The 25,171-nt window shown below is 45.4% G+C and carries 2 protein-coding genes (1 of these 2 only partly in view); both read right to left on the bottom strand.

Annotated elements, in window-relative coordinates; genetic code table 11:
* Positions 1–4,622, bottom strand: partial view of a non-ribosomal peptide synthetase gene (locus DC094_RS11635; protein ID WP_116687288.1) — the 5' portion only. It extends 2,698 nt beyond the left edge of the window; the window shows 4,622 of its 7,320 coding nt (coding positions 1–4,622); the start codon lies at positions 4,620–4,622; its stop codon lies off the left edge, out of view.
* Positions 4,622–25,159 carry a non-ribosomal peptide synthetase gene (locus DC094_RS11630; RefSeq protein ID WP_116687287.1) on the bottom strand — a complete coding sequence of 6,846 codons (20,538 nt, stop codon included), beginning with the start codon at positions 25,157–25,159 and terminating at the stop codon, positions 4,622–4,624. The genes DC094_RS11635 and DC094_RS11630 overlap by 1 nt, the downstream gene beginning before the upstream one ends.
* Positions 25,160–25,171: the final 12 nt, after the last annotated feature.

Below are 25,171 nucleotides of genomic sequence, written 5' to 3'. Positions count from 1 at the left end.
AAAAACAGTAAATCATCAAATAAATTGCCATCAAAATCTAGCTTGAGGCTCATTACATCATCATCCAGTTGCGCCATAAACTGAACAAAACCTGGCGCTAGCGGCGTAATGCCCGTGCCACGCAATTGCTGGCCTTCAAATTCGCCGGTAGGAATAAACTGCTGGAAGTTGTACATAAACTGTAGCTTTCCAGCGGGCAACAATGAAAATTGTTGCTGTAAGGAAATTTGCAGATGATTTTTGCTTAGCTTCTGGAATTGACGCAATCCAGCAAGCAGCTCACTAAATGTGCCCTGCAGCCATTGGTTTTTAACTAGCGAAGGCGCTTGATGATAAAAACAACCCAGCGCCAAGCCAATGGCTCGAGTTCGCCCAGGATGGTTTTCCAGCAGCACAAAATCTTTTTCACTACGGCAGTAATGGGATAGCACTATTGCGTAAATGCCCTTCATATAAAGTGCAGGGGTAATTCGCTGCTTACGGCAAAAATCTTTAATAGCCTGCCAATGCGCTAAATCTAATTCAATCCGCTTGGATATATGATTTGCCGCTGGCGTTTTGTTTGGTAGTAATTGCTGTGGATCGAGAGACTCCACATCAGACAACTGCTGCTGCCAAAATTGCAGCGTCTCAGTTTGATCGAACTGATCTCTGGCTTGCTGGCTCCATTCAAAGAACGGATCTTGTAATAATTCCAGCGGTTGGTCCGACTTTGCTTCTTTTTGATAAACTTTAAGTGTTTCTAAAAAATGGCTGATAATTGCGATGCCATCTAACACGGCATGGTGGGCCGCTAATAAAGCCACATGATGCTGGCGATCAACACGCAATAAATAGCATTTACATAAAGTGCCATTTTCAATATCAAAGGTTTGTTGCTGGACCAATTGTTGAATCATTTGCTCGACTGATTGCGAAGCAGTGAGCTTGATCAATTGAAAATCGAGTTCTTTTTGTAATGGCAGCCACTGATAAACCGGCTCATGCCATGCTTGCTTGCCTTGACTGAAACGAGTGGAAAGTAGCGGAAATTGCTGTTGAATTTGCTCTAGCGATTTTTGCCATTTCTTTGGATCTAACTTGCCATGAATATGAATTGCATAGCCAAGTGAATTTTGCAGAGTCGTCGGTTCAGCTAAACTGGCCATTGCCAAATCTCGCTGCATCGGTGTTACCGGCAATACCTTGGCAACTGGCTGATTAATCTGTAAACCAATCGCTAACTCGGTGGTTGATTCCAGCGGAATTTGTAAAACTGATTGCTGGGAATTTTCGAGTATTTGATGAAGCACTGCTTGAAAATGGCTCAGCAATACTTCCATGCGTTCGGCATTATAAATGTCGGTGCTATATTCCAGCGATAATTCCAGACCCGACTTACCTTCGTTGGCAAATAAAGTCATTTCTTGTCGTGCGGTGGTTTGCTGGGATTTTAACGGGCTAATTGAAAGCGCCGATTCATTTGTTTGCTCTGCTGAAGATTGTTGATCTTCATTAGATGGCAGTTCTGAAAATTCACCATCATCGATATTTTGTAAGCTGAATGAAACCTGCGCCAGCGGCATATGACGAGTTGAGCGTGGCAAGCTGAGTTTTTCTAAAACCATTTCAACTGGTACTTGCTGATGCTCAAAAGCATCTAGCACATCGGCGCGATTTTTTTCTAAGAACTGATCAATCGACTGGTTGCCATTAACAGTGGCGCGCATCACCACCGCATTAACAAAAAATCCAACCAAATCTTCTAATTCACTTTGGCTTCGACCAGCAACCGGTACACCCACCGATAAATCATCTTGACCGCTGTGCCGCATTAGCAGCATTTGCCAGGCAGACAGCAACAACATAAATAGTGTCATTTGTTTTTGCCGGGCAAACTGATTCAACTGCTGTAGTAACTTAGCGTCTAATTTTCGATTAACCAAAGCACCAGCGCCACTGGAAACTTCCGGCCGCGGCCGATCGGTTGCTAGCTGTAACAATGATGGTGCGTCGGATAATCGTTGCTGCCAATATTGAAGGCTTTTTTCTAACTGCTGCGGCCCAAAGTTTTCTCTCTGCCATTGTGCATAGTCGGCATAACAAAGTTGAGAATCGCTATTTTCTATCAGCAAGCTATTTGTTGAGTTTTTCTGCAGTAAATCCAGCGAGGCCTTTTGATAAAAAGCGATAAGCTGCTGTAACAATATTCGATTCGACCAACCATCCGATGCAATGTGATGCAAACTGATCAGCAGTAAATTTTGATGGTCAGAAACTTCAATTAATCTGGCGCGAATTGGATGCTGGCTTTCTAAATCAAAGCTACGCAGCGCTTCCAAATCAGCTAAGCGAACTTGTTCTTGTGGTTTATCGGCTAAATCAAACCGTTGTTCAAAATGGAGTATTTGTGCCGGAACGGCATCAATCTGCTGTCCGCCCTCTCCATTGTTGGCGACAAAGCGACTTCGTAAAATTGAATGTCGATTGACCAGCATTTGTAATGCGCGATTCAAAGCGACCGAATTTACCTTGCCCCTGATTAACATAGCCAGCGGCATATTAAACGCAGCGCTTTCAGGATTTAAACGGGACAAAAACCACAATCGCTCCTGCTGAAAAGATAATGGTATAATATCGGTTTCAATAAAAACTTTCTTTATTATTTTAGGCAGCTTAGGCTGGCTTGCCTGAATTGAAATCTGTTGAGTGAACGCCTCTAACTGTGGACTTTCGAAGATAACTCTCAATGGCAGGTTAATTTGGTGCTGTCTGTTAATTCGTGCGATGAGCTGAGCGGCTAACAAGGAATGGCCGCCCAAAGCAAAGAAGTCATCTTGTAGGAAAATCGGCTCATCGCTGGTTAAATTAAGTAGTTCCTTCCATGTACCAGCAATCGCTATTTGCAATTCACTTTGTGGGAAGTCGCCTTTTCTCTCCAGCTGTTCAGGTTCAGGCAATGATTTGCGATCAACTTTTCCATTGACCGTTAGTGGCATTACCTCCAATTCAATCAACTGTTGCGGCAACATGTAGGCTGGCAGCGCTATGGTTAATTGTTTGCGGCACTGTTCTTTATCTAATATCTGGCCAGCATTTAGAGAGTAATAACCCACTAAATAATCGTGTTTTTCATCTGAGGTTTGGCTGGCTTTACGCTGTTTTAAAAGTACTGCCGCGTGTTGGATTTGTGGGTTCGATAGTAGTGCGGCTTCAATTTCACCTAGCTCTATTCGATAGCCACGTAACTTAATCTGATCGTCAAATCGGCCCAGGTATTCTAACAAATCAAGGTGATTGAAGCGGGCTTTATCGCCGGTTAAATACCAGCGAGTGCTACCATCAGTTGGGTGATTTAAATGAATAAATTTTTCTGCAGTTAATTGCGGCTGATTAATATAACCATCGGCCAAACCAACCCCTGAAATCGCCAATTCCCCTGCTGCACCGCTCATTACAGGGCGTTGCAGGTCGTCGAGTATTTGCACCTGATAACCAGGCAGTGGCGAGCCTAAACAAGGTTGGTTGTTCTCGGTTATTTCTACTGAAGTGGTATCGACTGTGGCTTCTGTAGGGCCATAAACATTGAATGAGGTTACCGCTTCTAGCCTTGCTAATTGCTGCCATAGCTGCAGATCAATCGCCTCACCGCCAATTAACATGATATTTGGGCGTGAGTCAGCGGGCAGTTGTTTTAATTCCGGTAATAATTGACGGGCAAGCGACGGCGTAAGATCCAACCCATAAACACCATTGATATTTAACCAGCCAGCCAAGGCTTCGGGGTTTAGCCGCGTCAGTTCATCTATCGGTGCAATTGTCGCCCCTGCAGCCAACTGAATCAGCTGCTTCATCGAGGCATCAAAAGCGACCGAAGCATTGACCGCAATTTTTTTTGCAGTTAAATCCCGTCCTGAATAAACCGTGCCGTGTAAAGCTTTAAATAGATGGGTGATCGCGCCATGGTTTATCTGAACCCCTTTCGGAGCACCGGTAGAACCAGAGGTGTAAATCAAATACGCCGCCATCGTCGAATTGAGAAGCACCGGCTGAAATGGGTGGTTCTGTTGTGGCAACTGGTCGATTAAACACAGCTGAAAATCAGAATATTCTGGGCTTTTGCTTGTATCAAGATTATTTGCTAACTCAGAATGACTGATTAAAAAAGCAGGCTTAGCATCTTGCAACACGGCTTTTTGTCGCGCCAATGGCCATTGGCTATCCAACGGCAACCAAACAGCTCCAGCACGCCAAATACTATATAACACTAGCGGTAAATCGATGTTTCGATCCAGCAAAACAGCAACCCGATCGCCAGCTTTAAGCCCTCGCTGCTGCAAGTAACCTGCGAGATTTGCAGATTTATCGATCAACTGCCGATAGCTGTAACTCGCCCCGCTGGAATATATCGCTGAATTGTCAGGATTCCAGCTAGCTTGCAGTTCAATTAATTGCGGTAAATACCCGGTTTGCCAAGTAGAAAGCCAGTCAATTAACGGCTGCTTTGCTGATTTAATTTGTTCAGCTATTTGCGGCGTTACAACACCTTTAGGTGCCTGTAATTTTAATTTGCCATCGGCAAGTTTTAACTCAGCACCAAGCGCTTGCAGCTGCTTGATTAGCCCGAAAGGTGTCGGATGCATCAAAACTCCAGTTCTTCTAATTCTTCTGTTTCTTGTTGTTTTTGGTTGTTTTCTGACTGCTGATGCACCGATGTGCCCTCAGCAGCCCCAAGTTCCAATTGATTCACTGGTAACTCAGGATGCTCCAATACTGCATCAGTCAGTAGAGAAAAACTATCTGCAATTGCTTGCATTGATGTTTCGGCAAATAAATCTTTTCGATAATCCAAACTTAAATTCAATTTATCTTGCGACAAATTAAAACTAAATGTCAGATCAAATTTAATAGTTGCCCGACCTTTACCATCTTCTGCTGCACTGAGTGCTTCAACCGCAATTGAATCTGAGTCAGGCGATTGTGCCAGACCTTTAGTCGAAGTTTTATCAGCTGGCGCTGGCATTTGATTGAGTAAAATCATCGCTTGGAATAGTGGGCTGCGATCTTGTCGGTTACTTTGCCCTGTTAATTCAGTTACTTGGTCGAACGGTAAATCCTGGTAACTCCAAGCATCAAGGCAAGTGTTACGGCTACGCTGAACCAACTGGTTAAAGTTAGGCGCTCCGCTTAAATCAGCTCGCAGTACCAATGTATTGACGAAGAAACCAATCAATCCTTCTACTTCTAGCCGATTCCGCCCCGAAACCGGCGTACCCAATGCAAAATCTTGCTGTCCGGTATAGCGCGACAGCAGCAATTGAACCGATGCATTTAAAACTGCAAATAAAGTGGTGTCAGCCGATGCGGCTAGCTGCTGCAACCCCGCTAGTTGTTGCGCTGTCAGAGAGAGTGGGATTGACGCAGCGACATCGGTAACCGATTGACTGCGAGGGAAATCAGTCGCTAATTGGAGGTCTTCAACAGAATTTAACTGCTGCTTCCAATAATCTTGCTGCTGATTCAAGCGCTCTCCGGTTAACCATTGCTTTTGCCATGATGCAAAGTCGGCATATTGAATTGGCAATGTCGGTAGCACCGACAAATCTGCCTGACTTTGATAAAGCGCCATTAATTCTCTGGCTAAAATCTCGGTCGACATGCCATCGGAAACAATATGATGTAAACAAATGACAAGAACATGACTGGGCTGTTTGGCCAATTGCTGTTGGCTGTTTTCTTCAATCAAAGCGGCTCGTAATAATCCAGCCTGTTGCAAATCAAACGGCTGGCTCAGCAAAGCTTGAATCGTCGGCCGTAATTCAGTTCCGGTTGAGTCTAAGTCAACCTGCTGTAGCGACCAGTTGATTTCTTTTTGAACCATTTGTTGCGGTAAATCGTTTTCAGTGACAAAACCACTACGCAAAATTTCATGGCGTTCAATTAACGCCTTGAAAGCATTTTCTAACCGCTGCGCATCTAACTTTCCAGTCAGCCTCAATACAAATGGCATGTGGTAAGCCAACGACTGCGGATTCAATTGATGCACCAGCCATAAGCGTTGCTGGGCCAATGAAAGTGGCATTAACTGCGAAGGTTGATCATTTCTAGTTTGCGCAACCAGCGGCAATAGCGGTTGGTTGGCTTGCTGTAATTGAAGCTCAACCATTTTCGATGCTAATTGCTGAAGCTGCGGCTGAAGGAAAATCTCCCTCACCGACAATTCAATTGAAAATGCATTAGCCGCTTGCGCTGCCATTCGCGTTGCCAGCAGCGAATGACCACCTATTTCAAAGAAATGACTGTTTCTGCCAATCTCTCGGCCTATTTCTAAACCGGGCAATAATTGCTGCCAAATAGTAGCGAGCTTTTGTTCAACTTCACCCTGCGGCAATTCAATTTTTTGTGATTTTTGCTCGATCGTCGTCGCTAGCAATGCTTTGCGATCAACCTTGCCATTGGCAGTTAACGGCCATTGCGCCAAATATTCAAAACTGGCCGGAATCATATGCAATGGCAAACTTTCGGCCAGATTTGTGCGCCAACTGCCCTGCTCGATTAATTCGGCAATCACAGTTTGATCACCAACCACCCAGCTGCGCAGCTGTTCGGTTTGATTGTTTTTATCGACCAGAACACGACTGTCGCTAACGCCAGGCAAGCTTGAAATTGCCGCTTCAATTTCCGCCGGTTCAATTCGCATGCCGCGTAATTTAATTTGGAAATCGATTCGGTTGAGATATTCCAAGCGACCCTCAGTTTCACCGTTTTCGATTAACCACTGACGGACTAAATCTCCGGTTCGATACACTGTTTGGTTGTTTGTATCGCTGACAAATACCTGATCGGTTTTTGCTGCATCTGCCGGATAACCTAATCCAAGGCTGGCACCGGCAATCACTAATTCACCGGCTAAACCGGGTATTACCGGTCGTAATTGGCTATCGACGACTTGTAATTGCAAACCATCAATTGGCCGACCTAGCGCCATGGCGCCTTGGTCAGCGACTTCGGCAAAATCGATACGCTCAAATGTGGTGATATCGGCACATTCGGTGGGGCCGTAAGTATTATCAATTTGGGTGTTGCAATTGTCACTGGCCAACCAAGCCTGTAAACGATTGGCGGCAATTGGTTCTCCGCCTAACCACAGCTGGCGCAAGCTGGCTAGTTGCGGCCAGTGATTTTGGTCTTCAACTAACGGATAAAAAGCGCTCGGTGCCGCGTTAATTAATGTGATTTGCTGCTGTTGTGCGGTATCCAATATGACTTTTGGTTCAAACACCGTCATATCTGGAATCACCAAGGTGCCGCCCTGTAATAGCACCGCCAGTAAATTCTTCTGGGTTAAATCAAAACCGAAAGCGCTGACTAATAGCGATTTGTCAGTGCTCGCAATCTGATACTGGCGGGTGAACCAACTATGCAGGTTCTGAATATTACCCCGGCTAACTGCGGCACCTTTTGGTTGGCCGGTCGAGCCAGAGGTATACACCTGGTAAAAGGCATCAGATGCCTGCGCGGCAGATGGTAAACTGCTGGTTGGTAAGGTCGTTAATTCTGCTGAATTTGCCGCTAACCAGTCGCAATCAATCAATAATTTGGCCGATGAATCTTCAACCATATATTGCTTTCGCTTAACTGGAATATCAGCATCCATCGGCAAGTAAGCAGCACCGGATTTGATAATGGCCAATATCGCCATTGGCCATTCAATGCAGCGCGGCAAACAAATCGCCACCGTATCACCGGCTTTGACTCCGCGTTGATTTAAGTAATGCGCAAGCTGGTTGGCTTGCTGATTGAGTTGCAAATAACTCAGTTGTTGTTCGCCACAGATGACCGCAATTGATTTAGCAGACTGTTCAGCTTGGGCTTCAAAACGCAGCTGAACATCGTCATTTAACGGCTGGCTCTGCTCGCCCAACAGCTTGTTTTTATTTGATTGGATTTCATCTGGCAGCAAGAAACTTAACTGGTTAAGTGATTCGATTGCTCTGTTTTGCTGATGATCATTTTCAGAAATTCCGAGCAATTGCGCCGAGATATGTGCCAAACGATCGAGCAAGTTTAAGTCGCTAAAATCATTTGATGAATAATCGAGATAAAGCGCCAGATGATCTTTAACCAGTTCGACCAATAGCTGAACCTGACCATTAGCTAGCGGCGTTCTACGAACAATATCAATCGCTTGCCCAGCAAAGCTCAACTGGGGCATGAAGTTTAAGAAGTTGTAACTAAAGCCAATTTCAGATTGCGGCAGCAATTGCTGTTGCTTGAGAATCGACAAGCTACCGGCTTGCTTGAGCGACTTGCGCTCGCTAGATAACCACTGCCATAAATCGTCGACTGAATTTGAATTCAACGCTTGATGGTTGAATATAAACGGTGCCAGTTGGTAATAACAACCAGGCTGATCTGCATTGCTACGGTTACGGCCTGAGTGGAATTCACTGATCGCAAAGTCAGCGTCTGCCCGGCAATAATGGGCAATCAATAATCCGTACAAGCCCTGGAAATAAATTGCCGGTGTAATTAGATTTTGTCGGCAATATTTACGCAGCGCTTGAATATGCACCGCATCCAACTTCAGTGTTTTTTCAACACGATCTAAATTGTTTTGTGGATCGTTATTTACTTCAGAACCATTTGGCAGGAAATCTTCAGCACTCCCTCCAGCGCCCTTATCAAATAGCAACGGCTTGCGGAAACTCAAACCTTGCGCATTGGCTAACTTAGCTTGCCAGAATTCAATCGCGTCCGCTCTATCAGTTGCTGCTCGTTGCTCCAGCACCATTTGTGAATGCAAATCTGCTGGCAGTCCAATCTCAAAATCGGCAATAGAGCCGTCAATTAATGATTGGTAACGTTCGATGATCCGCTGCAAGTGCGCCATACCGGCAGCACCATCCATCAAGGCATGGTGCGAGGTGAAAACGGTCACGAAATGATTGGGGCTAATTTGCCACAATTGATTGGCCATTAAAGCTTGCGGGGTGCCTGCCTCAATATCAAAGGGCCGTTCAATAAACTGATTGATCCGCGATTTAAGCGCAGTTTCGGTTAATTGCAGCGATTGATAATCATGGAATGCAAAAGCAAACGGGCTATCCGATGTTTTTGCAAAAGCTAATTCTTGACCCGTTCCAGCAACAAAACCACTACGCAACACCGAGAAATGATCGGCATCCATTTGTAGGCTTTGCTGCCAAAGCTCGATATTTACATCGGCATGTAAATGCGCCGCATAACCCAAGGTATTTTGCAGCGAATCTGGCTGTTGTTGGCTGGACAACCAAATATCGCGCTGCATTGGCGAAACTAACTGCTGATCGGTTTCAGTACTCAGATTGACTAGGCTTTGCTGTGACTCGGCCAGTAATTTATCTAACAATTGACAGAACTGGCTGGAGATTTTTTCAGCCGTTGCATGCAAAAACAAATCTGAACGATATTCCAATACCGCAGCTATCTGCGACTGACCGCCCTTTTGTTGCGGCGATAAGATCAGATTCAATTCATACTTTGCGCTATTACGCTGCGGCGGCAAACTCGAAACTTGCAGGCCATTCAATGGTTGATTGGGTCTAGAACCCGACGCATCTTCTGATGCTAAATCATTTGATTGATTGCTCAGATTCTGCCAAGCAAAACCTGCCTGAACCAATGGCTGACGGCGACTATCACGCGGCAAATCCAACTGATCTAAAATCATTTCTACTGGTAGATGCTGGTAATCAAATACATCGAGAATAGTTTGCCGATTGCGCTGCAAATATTCATCGAAAGTTAAATTACCCGTCAAATCCACCGGTAGAATTAATCCATTAATGAAGAAACCCACTAGGTTTTCTAGCGCCTGATGATTTCGCCCAGCAACTGGAGCGCCAATACAGAATTGCTGCTGGCCACCCGCTAGCTGTGATAACTGGATTTGCCACACACTGGCCAACAACATAAATGGGGTGATTTGCTGCTGCTGGCAGATGGCTTCAATTTTTGCCGTTTGCTGGGCAGATAAACTAAAGCGTAATTGCTGCCCTTGGCTTGAAACCTGTTCTGGCCATGGCTGGTCTGGCTTTAACTCCAGCTGCGAAGGTGTTTTGTACAACCGGTCTCTCCACCATTGCAGCTGCTGATCCAACACCTCAGGTTGCAGCCAATCTCTTTGCCAGATCGCATAATCCGCATATTGAATTGGCAATTCTGGCAACCGAGCATCATTAATTAGATCGGCGATATTGGCCTGCTGTAATTCATCCGCCAGTTGATAACCTAGAACCAGCTCTTGGATCATTCGATCAACCGACCAACCATCAGAAATAATATGATGCATATTCAGCAATAGGCCATAGCAACCATTCGAATAATCGATTAGTTGGAATCGATAAAGTGGCCCATTTTGTAAATCAAAACAAAAGCCCGCTTCATCATCAGTTCTTTGCTGCAAGTCTTGCTGCCAGCTTTCTGATTGATGTTGGCTGACCGTTAATTGACCATCAAGCACTGAATTAATTTGTTGCCACGGCTGACCTTCATTTGCCGGGAAAACGGTTCGCAAAGCTTCATGCCTTGCAATCAGTAAATCAACAGATTGACCCAGCGCATTAACATTTAACTGGCCTTTTAAAATCAGCGCAGTCGACATATTATAGGCCGCATTACTTGCCATCTGGTCGATAAACCAAAGTCGCTGCTGGCCAAAGGATAAAGGAATCTGCTCAGGTCGAGTTTGCACAACTAAAGCCGGCATTTTTTGCTGCTGAAGTTGCTGTTGATTTAATTGCTGAATCGCAGTCGCTAAATCACCGATTACTGGCGTTTCAAAAATCTGCCTGACCGGAATTTCACAATCCAGCTGATCACGAACTCTAGCGACTAACTGAGTTGCTAATAATGAATGACCGCCGCTATTGAAGAATTGGCTGGCGGTATCAAGGTCATCTCGCTGCAACAAATCACTACAAATTGCAATTAACTGCTGCTGCAATAATTGATCGGCTGGCACTGCATTTAACTGCAGCAGCTGTGAAATATTTTGATCTTGTTGATGAGTACGGCCTTCCTGCCATGAATTGGCTTCTGGCCATAATTCGGACACCGCCAGTTCAGGTTGCAACAACAAACGCTCGATCAGCATTAAATAACCATCGGCCAATGCACTAATCGTTTCTGTTTTATACAAAGCACTGCGATAACTCAGGTTGAGAGAGATTGCCCCGGATTCCAGCTCGCTAGCGTTTAATTGCAAATCAAACTTAGCTTGCTCTACCGCACCGGCGAAATAGGGGCGAATTTGCAATGCTTCAGCAGAAATCGGCTGATTTTGTTCTTCGGCAGCAGCTTCCAATGTTTGGTTATTTTGCAGCACCAGTAAGTTCTGGAAAATCGGTGTTTGATTCAAATGGCGCTCAGCAACCAATTCATCAACCAGCTTTTCAAAGGGCAAATGCTGGTGCTGCTGGGCAATCAGCATATTGGTTTGGGTTTGTTCGAGTAGCTGGTTGAAATTGAGATCTTTTGTAAAATCCGCTTTCAACGCCAAGGTGTTAACGAAGAAACCAATTAAGGGCTCCAGTGCCTGCTGGTCACGCCCGGCAACCGGCACACCGGTTGCAAACTGACTTTGCCCTGAAATGCGCGAAAGCAACAACTGCCAACCTGCGAGCAAACCACTAAACAATGTGATGTTTCGATCTGAGAGATGTTTTTTAAGCTGTTTACCGAGCACCGCATCAACTTCAAAACTATGACCGGCACCAGCGGGATCTAACTTTGCTGGCCGTACATAATCTGTCGCCAGTTGCAGGTCTTCAACTTGCGATAAATTGTCTAGCCAAAAATCTAACTGTTGCTGCAACGGTTGGCCAACCAGCCATTGTCGCTGCCACAGTGCAAAATCAGCATAGTGACATTCCAATGCTGGCAATCGACTGGCCGCCTGCTGCGCTGACATTCCAGAGCTGATCGCCTGATAAAGAACTGCCATTTCTTGAGTTAATCGGTTGATAGACCAACCATCAGAAATAATGTGATGCATACACAGCAATAACAAATGCTGATTATCGGAAACTTCGATTAACTCGACTCGCCATAGCGGGCCATTCTGCAAATCAAATGGAGCGGTTAACTTTTGCCGCGCCAGTTGTTTAATTTCTGCTTCATTATTTTCAGCATGCTGTGGTTTATCTAATTGCAACTGCCACAACTCAGCCACGGATTGAGGATCAATCTGTTGCTGCGGTTTACCGTCGTGTTCTATAAAGCGAGTGCGTAAACTTTCATGGCGCTGAATCAACTGAATAAATGTTTGTTCAAGCGCTGCTAAATTTAACGCCCCTTCAATCATCAAAGCAGAAGGCATGTGATAGGCCAGCGAACCTGGATCCATCTGGTCAATAAACCACAATCTTTGCTGGGCAAACGACAACGGAATGTTCTCTGGCCGTGGATTGACAGCGGCCAGCACAGGAATATTTTGCTGGTTTTCAGTTTTTAATAATTGTTGGTCAATTTGCTTAGCCAACGCTTGTAGCTGGGGCGTTTCAAACACTGCGCGCAGCGGCAACTCCAATTCAAACTGCTCACGAATACGCGACATTAAACGTGTTGCTAGCAGCGAATGACCACCCAATTCAAAGAAACCACTTTCACGGCCTATCTCAGATTGGTTAAGCAACTCAGCATAAATTTCTGCCAGCTGGTGTTCTGTTTCACTCTGCAATGGCGATAACTGCTGAGCTTTTTGCTGGTCGGAAACTTGCAATAACAATTGCTTGCGATCGACTTTTCCATTGGGTGTTAATGGCCATTCTGCAAGCAGGTCAATGCTGGCTGGCACCATATAAGTTGGAATTTGTTGGCTCAATAATTGCCGCCAATCTTCTGGCAATAGCGGTTGTTGGCCGGTGACAGCAAAGCCACGTAACTGCTCAGTACCGGATGATTTGTCGACGAGTACTCGCGCATCTTCGACCGCATCAAGGCTACAGATTGCTGCTTCAATTTCACCGGGTTCAATTCGCAGGCCACGTAATTTCAACTGGAAATCAATTCGATTTAAGTATTCCAACCGACCATCAGGATTTTCTTCATTGCCAGCCCATAATCGAACCAAGTCGCCGGTGCGATAAAGTTTTTGTCCTTTATCTAATAGCGGGTGCTGAATAAATACCTGTTGGGTTTTCTCATCATCTTGAAAATAACCCGCGCCCACTCCGGCACCGGCAATACACAACTCACCCGGCAAACCAGGTGCCACTGGGCGTAGCTGGGAATCCAGCACCAATAATTGAACGTTGTCGACCGGCCGACCTAAAGCAATAGGGTTAGACGGCTTGGTTGAATCGGTATTAACCAACTCACTCCAATCCAACTGCTCGGCAACCGCAATATCGGTACATTCTGTTGGGCCGTAAGTGTTGGCAATTTGCGCCCGACAACTATTGGATGCGACCCAATTAGCCAAGCGTGCCGCAACTATCGGCTCGCCACCTAACCAAATTTGTCGAAGCGAACTAAATAATGGCCAGTCCTTTTCAGTATCCAGCAATGGATAAAATGCGCTGGGCGCAGCATTTAATAAGGTGATTTGTTGCTGATAAATCTGGTCGCGAACCAGCATCGGATCAAACTGATCCATTTCCGGCAATACCACAGTGCCGCCAACCAACAAGCAGGCGAACAGATTTTTCTGGGTTAAATCAAAACCGAAGGCACTGATAATCAGCGATTTGTCTTGGTCAGAAATTTGGTACTGATTAATAAACCATTGCTGCAAATTCGCCACATTGGCTCTGCTAACTGCAGCACCTTTCGGGTTGCCAGTGGAGCCTGAAGTGTAAATCAGATAAAACAAATCATCTGCGCTAGCCAGCTGCTGAACATTACTCGCAGAGAAGTTTTCTAATTGATTTTGTTGTTGTAAAACATCCAACGCTAGCGCAATCGACTGCTGAGGAATCCATTGTTCAATACGCTGTTGAATAGATTGATGGGTCAACAAAATTTTTGATTGACTATTTTCGAGCAAATATTGCAAACGTGCTGGCGGGTAATCTGCATCCATCGGCACATAAGCCGCACCTATTTTTACTGCAGCCCAAATCGCAATAAACCAATCGGTATGCCGTGGCAAACAAATTGCCAATCGGTCACCAGCAGAAACGCCCTGCTGCCGGAGCAATTCTGCCAACTGATTAGCTCGCTGATTTAACTGACGGTAGCTTAATTGGCTATCGCCACAAATGACCGCGATTTGCTGCGGTGATCTGGCAGCTTGATACTCAAACTTTTGCTGAATATCCCACCCAGGTAATCCAACTTCATGCCCAACCAGCCATGGTTTTTCTTCTGGTAGCAATAAGCTTAATTGCCCTAAAGTCACGGATTCAGTTTGATTGCCGAAGGCCAAAAACTCATGACTTAAACAAGCGATTCGCTGCAAGAATTGTAAATCTGAAAAAATATTTTGCTGATAATCGAGGAACAATGTCAGCTGATCTGAAGTCATTTCAACTAGCAACTGCACTTGGCCTTCAGCCAAAGGTGTCGCCCGATCTATTTCAACATTATTTCCCGAAAACTCAACCTGCTGCAGGAAGTTTATAAAGTTGTAGCTAAAGCCGATTCTGCTATTGGGTAGCAGCTGTGAAAGCTGCATTACTGACAAGTCACAATGCTGTTTTATTGCTTTGCGCTCTTGCTTAATTGCAGCCCAAAATGCTTCGACTGGCTGATCTGCCACCAACGATTGCTGCTGAATTAAAAACGGCTGCAACTGATAACAACAAGCAATTTGCTGCATCATTTGTTTATTACGGCCTGAATTAAATTCACTGATGATGAAATCACCATCCGCACGACAATAGTGTTGAATCAATAAGGCATACAAGCCTTCAAAATAAAGCGCAGGGGTTATTTTCATCTTTCGGCAATAGCTGCGAATTGCTTTGCTATGTTGAGGGTCAAACGACAGTTGGCGGCTGATCACCTGATTGGTAACCGGTGACTGGTGCGGCAAACGGAAGTCTAACGATTGTAAATTACTCGCTTGGCCAGCAAGGCGATCTTTCCAGAATGCCAAGGTGCTAGAACGATCCATTTGCTGCAGGTTTTGTGAAATAAACACTGCGTATTGATCATCATTAAAACTGGCGTTTAGCTGCTCAATCGCTGTTGCTTGTTGCTCGCCTTGGCTCTGTGCGTGCCACATTTCAGTGGTTGCAAATCGGCTGAAATTACCCTTAATCAGTGCTTGATAGGCATCGCATACCTGCTGCAAATGCACCATTCCAGCAGCACCATCCATTACCAAATGGTGCCCCACCAACATCGCAATATAATGCTGGTCGGTTATTTTCCATAAATGATTAGCAAACAGCGGCTTTGTATTGTCCGATAAATCAAAGGGCTGAATCAGTTGCTGGCGCATCGTGGCAACCGCCTGCTGACGATTAAAATCATCGGCTAGGCAATCTTTAAAACTAAAGCCGGCATCTTGATAATTTTGAATCACCTGCCATACCAGCGCATGCCCGCGCTGCTTCGATGCAACAAGCTTCAAACGCATTGCCGATGAAAAGTCGCTGGTCATCTGCACTGCTTGCTGCCAAATATCTAGGTCTAGCACTTGGCCACTTTCCAGGTGGAAATGCGCTAAATAGCCAACGGTATTTTCCAGCGTTTGCGGATGTTGCAAACTAGATAAATACATATCTCGCTGCATTGGCGTTAAAGGTAAAACGGCTTCAGTTTCTTTAGCGTCCAACTGCAATTGCTCGATTAATTGCGGTTGAGTAATTGATGGTAAATTAACTATCGCGGCATCTGGCTGGTTGGCCATCTGCTGCAATAAGGTTTGCAGCTGTTGCAAGATTAGCTGTGCTGTTTCAGCATCAAACAGATCACTGTTATATTCCAAAGAGCCTGTTAGCGACTGATTCGTGTTGTAACGGCTAAACAAGGTTAATTCATATTTTGCGGTGGTTTTTGCCACATTAAGAGGGCTAAAACTCAATTGACCTGAACTGTTTTTGGCTTGGTTATAAACGTCTTGCGAAGTTTCGCCGACCGCCTGCTGCTGGAAGGCGAAAGCCGTTTGAACTAAAGGCGCACGGCGCGTATTACGTTGAACGTCCAGAGCTTCTACCAGCATTTCTACCGGCAGATCTTGATGTTCGTAAACATTTAATAGCCGCTGCTTAACTCGAGCGAATAACTCTACAAGACTTGGGTTTCCGGTAAGGTCGGTGCGCAGCACTAACCCGTTAACAAAAAATCCCACCAGATTTTCTAATTCAGTTTGATCTCTTCCGGCAACTGGAATACCAATACAGAAATCTTGCTGGCCATTGGCATGACGTGACAGCAACAGCTGCCAGGCAGAAATTAACAACATGAATAGCGTTATATTCTGCTGCTCTGCCAACTGCTCTAGCTTTGACAGCAAGCCAGCTTCAATCTGGAATGGCACGCTGGCACCATTGCTAGACATTTGTGCTAAATGAGGCCGATCAGGGCGTAAATCTAAATGCTGATCGACACCATCCAGTTCTGACTTCCACCAATCAACCAATTCAGCTAACGGCTGATCTTGCAGCCAATTTCTTTGCCACAATGCGTAATCGGCATAATCAATTGGCAGTCTCGCTAAAGGTTTTACGCTTGTAGGCGCAGATAATTGCTGCTGATATAAAACCGATAAATCATGCAATAACACATCATTTGACCAACCATCACCAATGATATGATGCATACATAGCAGCAACAACTTCGGCGCTGCATGGGTATTTTCACCGGTAAAACAAACCAACCTAGCTCGGAACAACCATTGCTGGTCTAGTTCAAAACTATGCGCAGCATCTTCCGAAGCCAACTGTTTCGCTAGATCTTGCCAATTGTCCGTTTTAAATGATTCAACCGATAACTGCAGGCCATCGCCATCAAGAATTTCTTGCCAGGGTTGCCCGCCGTTTTGATTGGCATCGCTGGGGAAAATGGTTCGTAAGGCACTATGACGCTTAATCAATAACTTAAATGCTTCACTTAAAGCATCAACATTCAGATCACCATCAATTTTCAAGGCAATCGACATATTGTAAGGAACTGAACCGCCAGCTAAATGATCAATAAACCACAAACGCTGCTGGGCAAAAGACAGGGGTAACTTTTGATTATATTCAGCAGATCGAGCCAACAATGCTGGCCGAGCAACCACCTGAGGTAAACCATTAATAGCAGTGGCAAGTTCTGATAATTGCTGGGTTTCAAAAATCTGCCTGACCGGCAAATCTCGACCTAAAATCGTGCGTACTTTCGCCGCCATTCTGGTCGCCAATAACGAATGGCCGCCAATCCGGAAAAAATTAGCATTACGACTAATGTTTTGCTGTTCGAGCAGCTCAGCCCAAATACTAGCCAGTGCAATTTCAGTATCGCCCTGGGGCGCTTCAAATTGCAGCTGATCTTGCAAAAAATCAACTACTGGCAATGCTTTCTCGTCTAATTTACCGCTGCGATTTAACGGTAAATTTTCCAGCAATTGCCAGCTAGTTGGCAGCATATATTCCGGAAGCTGCCGCCTTAATTGAGATGTTAGCTCGCTGGTGATTCGTGTTTTATCTGCATTCGGATCACATACTAGCCATGCCACTAGTTGCTGCTGGCGAGTTCTAACCACCGCAGATTTCACCTGATGATGCTGTTGCAGTAACGATTCAATTTCACCGGCTTCAATGCGATAGCCGCGCAATTTTAACTGCTGATCACAGCGCCCGGCATAACAAAGCTCACCATTAGCATTCAAATAACCCAAGTCGCCGGTTAGATAAATTCGTGGTTGTTGCAAATGCTGACCACTAACAAACTTCTGCTGAGTTAACCCTGAATCATTTAAATAGCCACGAGCCAATTGCGGCCCGGCTAAAGCGATTTGGCCTACTGCACCAACAGCGACTGGATTTAGCTGATCATCCAGCAAAAATATTTGTTGATTAGCAAGCGGTTTACCTAAGCAAGAATTCTCGCCAGAAATTAATTTTACCGTGGCATCAACTGTGTTTTCACTCGGCCCATAAACATTGAATGCTGACAGCTCTTTTTCAGCTAGCGCCTGCCATAGCGATACTGAAATCGCCTCACCGCCAATTAATAATTGCTTTGGCAAAGGCAAGTTTTCTGACACTAAAACCTGCAATAGGCTCGGTGTAATATCTAGGCTATCCACTTGTTTTTCTAGCAGGTAGTTACTCAGCTGCCTGACCTCTAAGCGCAATGCATCAGGAATTAACACCAAGGTCGCGCCAAGGGAAGTTTGCATTAATTGCTTGATCGCACCGTCAAATGCAACCGAGGCATTCACTGCCACTCGTTTGCCCAACAAGTTTTCGCTTTGGTTATTAATTGCCTGATTTAAAGTAATTAATAAATGGTGCAGTGCACCCTGCTCAATTTGCACCCCTTTCGGCTTTCCGGTCGAACCAGAGGTAAAGATCAAATACGCCAGATTTTCTGCCGAATAATTTACTGGAGTAAATTCACAGGATTGATCCCAAGGCTGATCCAATAAAATAATCGGCAAATTCAAGGCTTGCTCAGCCGATACTTGCTCAACTAAATGCTGCTGACTAATCAAGGCAACCGCATTGGCATCTTCAATGATTTGTTGAATTCGCGCTGGAGGAAAAGCTGGGTCTAACGGCAGCCATGCTGCGCCCGATTTCCAAATCGCCCACAGTGCAATAATTTGTTCGAGCGATCGTGGCAAAAAACTGGCAACCACGGTTTCTGGCTGAGCATTATGCTGCTGCAGCAGTCCTGCTAACTGAGTTGATTTGCAATCTAACTCGGAAAAACTGAGGCTTTGCTGGTCGATTAATACCGCTGCAGAATCCGGGTATTGCTTGGCTAACGCCACCAAACGATCTGGCAAGGCTTTAAATGAAACCAACTGCTCAGGCTGCTGATTGAATTCAGCCAATTGCAGTCTATCTGCCTCGGGCAACCAATCTAGCTGATCAACTCGAACCTGCGGTTGTTCCAACAAGCTTTCTAGCAGAGCACAGAATTGCGCTGCGATTCTTTGGATCGTTTGCGGCTTAAACAATGCGGTTTGATAAACCAGTCGAGCATTCAATTCAGCATTCTCGGTTTCAGAAACCGTTAACTGAATATCAAATTTACTTTGCTCTAAGCCACCCTTCAAAAATGGCTTAATCAGCAATGCTGAAGCATCGGAATCGGTCGAGCTGATTTCTGTTTTTGGCGTATTTTGCAGCACCAGTAGGTTCTGAAAAATTGGCGTTTGTTGCAAATTACGCTCAATCGATAACTCATCGACTAGCTTTTCAAACGATAAGTGCTGATGCTGTTGCGCATCCAACATGGTGTTTTTACAGCGCTGGATTAAATCAACAAAGCTAGGTTGCTCGGAAAAATCACTACGCAATGCCAACGTATTAACGAAGAATCCAATTAACGGTTCTAGCTGACTATGCTCGCGCCCGGCAACCGGCGTTCCGGTGGCAAAATCACTTTGCCCAGTCAACTTGCTCAATAGCAGCTGCCAGCTAGCCAGCAAGCCGTGGAATAAGGTGGCGTTTTGCTGCTGCAACAGGCGAGTTAAACGGTTCGACAACCGCTTTGAAATAATGAATTCATGGCTAGCGCCGGTAGAATTTATCTGTTTTGGTCGATTAAAATCAGTATTCAGGTGGAGATTTTCAATACCCGATAGTTGCTGTGACCAATAGGCTGTTTGCAGCTCCAGCTGTTGTTTGTCTAGCCAAGTTCTTTGCCAGATTGAAAAATCTGCGTATTGAACTGTCAGCGCAGGCAATTGAACCGACTGCTGCTGGAGATATTCTTGATAGCTGTAGGCAAGGCTTTCCGTCAGACGACTAATCGACCAACCATCTGAAATAATATGATGCATACACAACAATAAAATATGTCGTGGCTTGCTTGTATTGCCGTGACCCTTATTACTGTGCCTTGCATTGTCAGCAATTTTAATTAATTCAGCACGCCACAAGGGGCCATTAACAAAATCAAAAGGCTGCGCCAGTTTTTGCTTCACCTGCTGTTGTAATTGCGCCTCGGAAACATCTGCATTGAACTGACTGATTGGCAGCGTCCAATTATCCGGCGCTTCAGCAATTTCTTGCCACGCTTGGCCATTGGCCTGCGGCAGACGAGTTCGCAAAATTTCCTGCTGCTGGATTAATGCCAAAAAAGCTTGTTCCAACGCAGTAACATTCACTTCACCATCAAGTTCAAGCGCCGCTGGCATATGGTAGGCCGCCGAAGCTGGATTTAATTGTTCAATAAACCACAGGCGCTGTTGGGCAAATGACAGAGGGATTTGTGCTGGACGAACTTGAGCGACTAATGCAGGTAAACCCGCATTCGAATTAGCACTGATCTTTTGAATTAATTGCGCCTGCTGCTGCAAAGTTGGCGCTTCAAACAATTGCCGTAGCGGCAGCTCTTGCTGGAATTGATCACGAATCCGTGACGCTAACTGAACTGCCAGCAGCGAATGACCACCTATTTCAAAGAAATGACTGTTTCTGCCAATCTCTCGGCCTATTTCTAAACCGGGCAATAATTGCTGCCAAATAGTAGCGAGCTTTTGTTCAACTTCACCCTGCGGCAATTCAATTTTTTGTGATTTTTGCTCGATCGTCGTCGCTAGCAATGCTTTGCGATCAACCTTGCCATTGGCAGTTAACGGCCATTGCGCCAAATATTCAAAACTGGCCGGAATCATATGCAATGGCAAACTTTCGGCCAGATTTGTGCGCCAACTGCCCTGCTCGATTAATTCGGCAATCACAGTTTGATCACCAACCACCCAGCTGCGCAGCTGTTCGGTTTGATTGTTTTTATCGACCAGAACACGACTGTCGCTAACGCCAGGCAAGCTTGAAATTGCCGCTTCAATTTCCGCCGGTTCAATTCGCATGCCGCGTAATTTAATTTGGAAATCGATTCGGTTGAGATATTCCAAGCGACCCTCAGTTTCACCGTTTTCGATTAACCACTGACGGACTAAATCTCCGGTTCGATACACTGTTTGGTTGTTTGTATCGCTGACAAATACCTGATCGGTTTTTGCTGCATCTGCCGGATAACCTAATCCAAGGCTGGCACCGGCAATCACTAATTCACCGGCTAAACCGGGTATTACCGGTCGTAATTGGCTATCGACGACTTGTAATTGCAAACCATCAATTGGCCGACCTAGCGCCATGGCGCCTTGGTCAGCGACTTCGGCAAAATCGATACGCTCAAATGTGGTGATATCGGCACATTCGGTGGGGCCGTAAGTATTATCAATTTGGGTGTTGCAATTGTCACTGGCCAACCAAGCCTGTAAACGATTGGCGGCAATTGGTTCTCCGCCTAACCACAGCTGGCGCAAGCTGGCTAGTTGCGGCCAGTGATTTTGGTCTTCAACTAACGGATAAAAAGCGCTCGGTGCCGCGTTAATTAATGTGATTTGCTGCTGTTGTGCGGTATCCAATATGACTTTTGGTTCAAACACCGTCATATCTGGAATCACCAAGGTGCCGCCCTGTAATAGCACCGCCAGTAAATTCTTCTGGGTTAAATCAAAACCGAAAGCGCTGACTAATAGCGATTTGTCAGTGCTCGCAATCTGATACTGGCGGGTGAACCAACTATGCAGGTTCTGAATATTACCCCGGCTAACTGCGGCACCTTTTGGTTGGCCGGTCGAGCCAGAGGTATACACCTGGTAAAAGGCATCAGATGCCTGCGCGGCAGATGGTAAACTGCTGGTTGGTAAGGTCGTTAATTCTGCTGAATTTGCCGCTAACCAGTCGCAATCAATCAATAATTTGGCCGATGAATCTTCAACCATATATTGCTTTCGCTTAACTGGAATATCAGCATCCATCGGCAAGTAAGCAGCACCGGATTTGATAATGGCCAATATCGCCATTGGCCATTCAATGCAGCGCGGCAAACAAATCGCCACCGTATCACCGGCTTTGACTCCGCGTTGATTTAAGTAATGCGCAAGCTGGTTGGCTTGCTGATTGAGTTGCAAATAACTCAGTTGTTGTTCGCCACAGATGACCGCAATTGATTTAGCAGACTGTTCAGCTTGGGCTTCAAAACGCAGCTGAACATCGTCATTTAACGGCTGGCTCTGCTCGCCCAACAGCTTGTTTTTATTTGATTGGATTTCATCTGGCAGCAAGAAACTTAACTGGTTAAGTGATTCGATTGCTCTGTTTTGCTGATGATCATTTTCAGAAATTCCGAGCAATTGCGCCGAGATATGTGCCAAACGATCGAGCAAGTTTAAGTCGCTAAAATCATTTGATGAATAATCGAGATAAAGCGCCAGATGATCTTTAACCAGTTCGACCAATAGCTGAACCTGACCATTAGCTAGCGGCGTTCTACGAACAATATCAATCGCTTGCCCAGCAAAGCTCAACTGGGGCATGAAGTTTAAGAAGTTGTAACTAAAGCCAATTTCAGATTGCGGCAGCAATTGCTGTTGCTTGAGAATCGACAAGCTACCGGCTTGCTTGAGCGACTTGCGCTCGCTAGATAACCACTGCCATAAATCGTCGACTGAATTTGAATTCAACGCTTGATGGTTGAATATAAACGGTGCCAGTTGGTAATAACAACCAGGCTGATCTGCATTGCTACGGTTACGGCCTGAGTGGAATTCACTGATCGCAAAGTCAGCGTCTGCCCGGCAATAATGGGCAATCAATAATCCGTACAAGCCCTGGAAATAAATTGCCGGTGTAATTAGATTTTGTCGGCAATATTTACGCAGCGCTTGAATATGCACCGCATCCAACTTCAGTGTTTTTTCAACACGATCTAAATTGTTTTGTGGATCGTTATTTACTTCAGAACCATTTGGCAGGAAATCTTCAGCACTCCCTCCAGCGCCCTTATCAAATAGCAACGGCTTGCGGAAACTCAAACCTTGCGCATTGGCTAACTTAGCTTGCCAGAATTCAATCGCGTCCGCTCTATCAGTTGCTGCTCGTTGCTCCAGCACCATTTGTGAATGCAAATCTGCTGGCAATCCAATCTCAAAATCGGCAATAGAGCCGTCAATTAATGATTGGTAACGTTCGATGATCCGCTGCAAGTGCGCCATACCGGCAGCACCATCCATCAAGGCATGGTGCGAGGTGAAAACGGTCACGAAATGATTGGGGCTAATTTGCCACAATTGATTGGCCATTAAAGCTTGCGGGGTGCCTGCCTCAATATCAAAGGGCCGTTCAATAAACTGATTGATCCGCGATTTAAGCGCAGTTTCGGTTAATTGCAGCGATTGGAAATCATGGAATGCAAAAGCAAACGGGCTACCCGATGTTTTTGCAAAAGCTAATTCTTGACCCGCTCCAGCAACAAAACCGCTGCGCAGCACCGAGAAATGATCGGCATCCATTTGCAGGCTTTGCTGCCAAAGCTCGATATTTACATCGGCATGTAAATGCGCCGCATAACCCAAGGTATTTTGCAGCGAATCTGGTTGCTGTTGGCTGGACAACCAAATATCGCGCTGCATTGGCGAAACTAACTGCTGATCGGTTTCAGTACTCAGATTGACTAGGCTTTGCTGTGGTTGATCGATCATCCGCAGCAATAACGGCTGATAGGCATTTAATAACTGCTGGGCAAGCACTTGACTGATTTTTGCCTTACGCCACAACAAATCAATTTTATATGCATCGGAGTCGGCAATATGAAATATCAAATCAAAGTTTGAAGTATCGCGCCGTGCCGGCAATGGTTCTATCTGCAGCTGATCAGAAGCTCCATTCTGAGAAGCTTGAGCCGTTGAAGCATCGGCTTGCTGCAAACTGGCGTTTCGAGTTTGCAGAATAAACATATTCTGGAAAAACGGGCTTTCACCGATTTGCCGCTCAGGCAACAAATGATCGACCATTTTTTCAAATGGAACATCCTGATGCTCTTGGGCATCCAACATGGTTTTTTTTACTTGCTGCAGCAATTCAACCACGGTTAAATTGCCTGAAAAATCAGCACGTAAAACCAATGTGTTAACGAAGAACCCGATCAAACCTTCTAATTCTTTATGGTTTCTTCCGGCCACTGGAGTGCCGCTGGCAAAATCTGATTGCCCTGAGACTCGATGCAATAATAATTGCCAGCACGCCAGCAATAACATGAAGGGTGTTATTTGCTGTTCACGACAAAAAGCCTTAATCCGACTAGTTTGCTGCAAGCTCAATTGACTAGAGAGATGACCACCCGCTATATCGAGCGAATCTGCTTGCGCATTAGATTCTGGTAATTTAAGCGCAGGTAAATGATTAAGTTTATTTTTCCAGTAGCCCAACTGCTTATCTAATCGATCGCCACTCAACCAGTTTTTTTGCCATACAGAAAAGTCGGGATATTGAATCGACAATTCAGACAAATTGGCTGGAGCGCCTGAAAGCTGACTCTGATATAACGCCGCCAATTCATTCATCAGCACACGCGTCGACCAACCATCACCGATAATATGGTGCAAGGTCAGCAATAGCAGATGCTTCTTATCGGCAACTTTAATTAATCTGGCGCGGAAAGGCGCAGCTTGTAGCAAATCAAATTGATGGTGCATCTCAGCCAAAGCTTGCTGATCAGCGGCTTTAACCGGATCAATATGATTGGATAGATCTTCTAACGCTAAAGCGTTACTTGGATGCCCGACCGTCAACCATGGCTGGCCATCAGCTTCTTGGAATCTTGCGCTGAGCAAACTGTGCCGCTGAGTTAAGGCTTCGACTGAAGCGGTCAATGCAGCAAGGTTTAAATCACCGGTGAGCTTAATGCCAAATGGCATGTTGTATGAGTAAGACTCTGGCTGCAATCGATACAGAAACCACATTCTTTGCTGGGCAAAAGATAATGGCAGTAAACCATTTTCAGCCACTTCAGCTTTAACAATACTATTTTGAATGGGGTTTTGCTGAGAAGTCAGCTGATCCGCTAAAAAATCAATTAATAATTGTTTGTTTGCTTTGAGCTGCTGTTTTAATTCAGCAGTCATGGCGCCTTTAGGCGCACGAAACTTAAGTTGCCATGGAGAACTGCTATCTAGCTGCTCAACCCACAAACGAATTCCTGCACGCCCTGCCTGAGCGATCAACTCCAGCACACTGCCCATACTGATTCCCTA

The organism is Pelagibaculum spongiae (assembly GCF_003097315.1).
Taxonomy (GTDB): Bacteria; Pseudomonadota; Gammaproteobacteria; order Enterobacterales; family Pelagibaculaceae; genus Pelagibaculum; species Pelagibaculum spongiae.
Note: the sequence above shows the minus strand (reverse complement) of the source record. Positions and strands in the feature narration are given on the sequence as shown.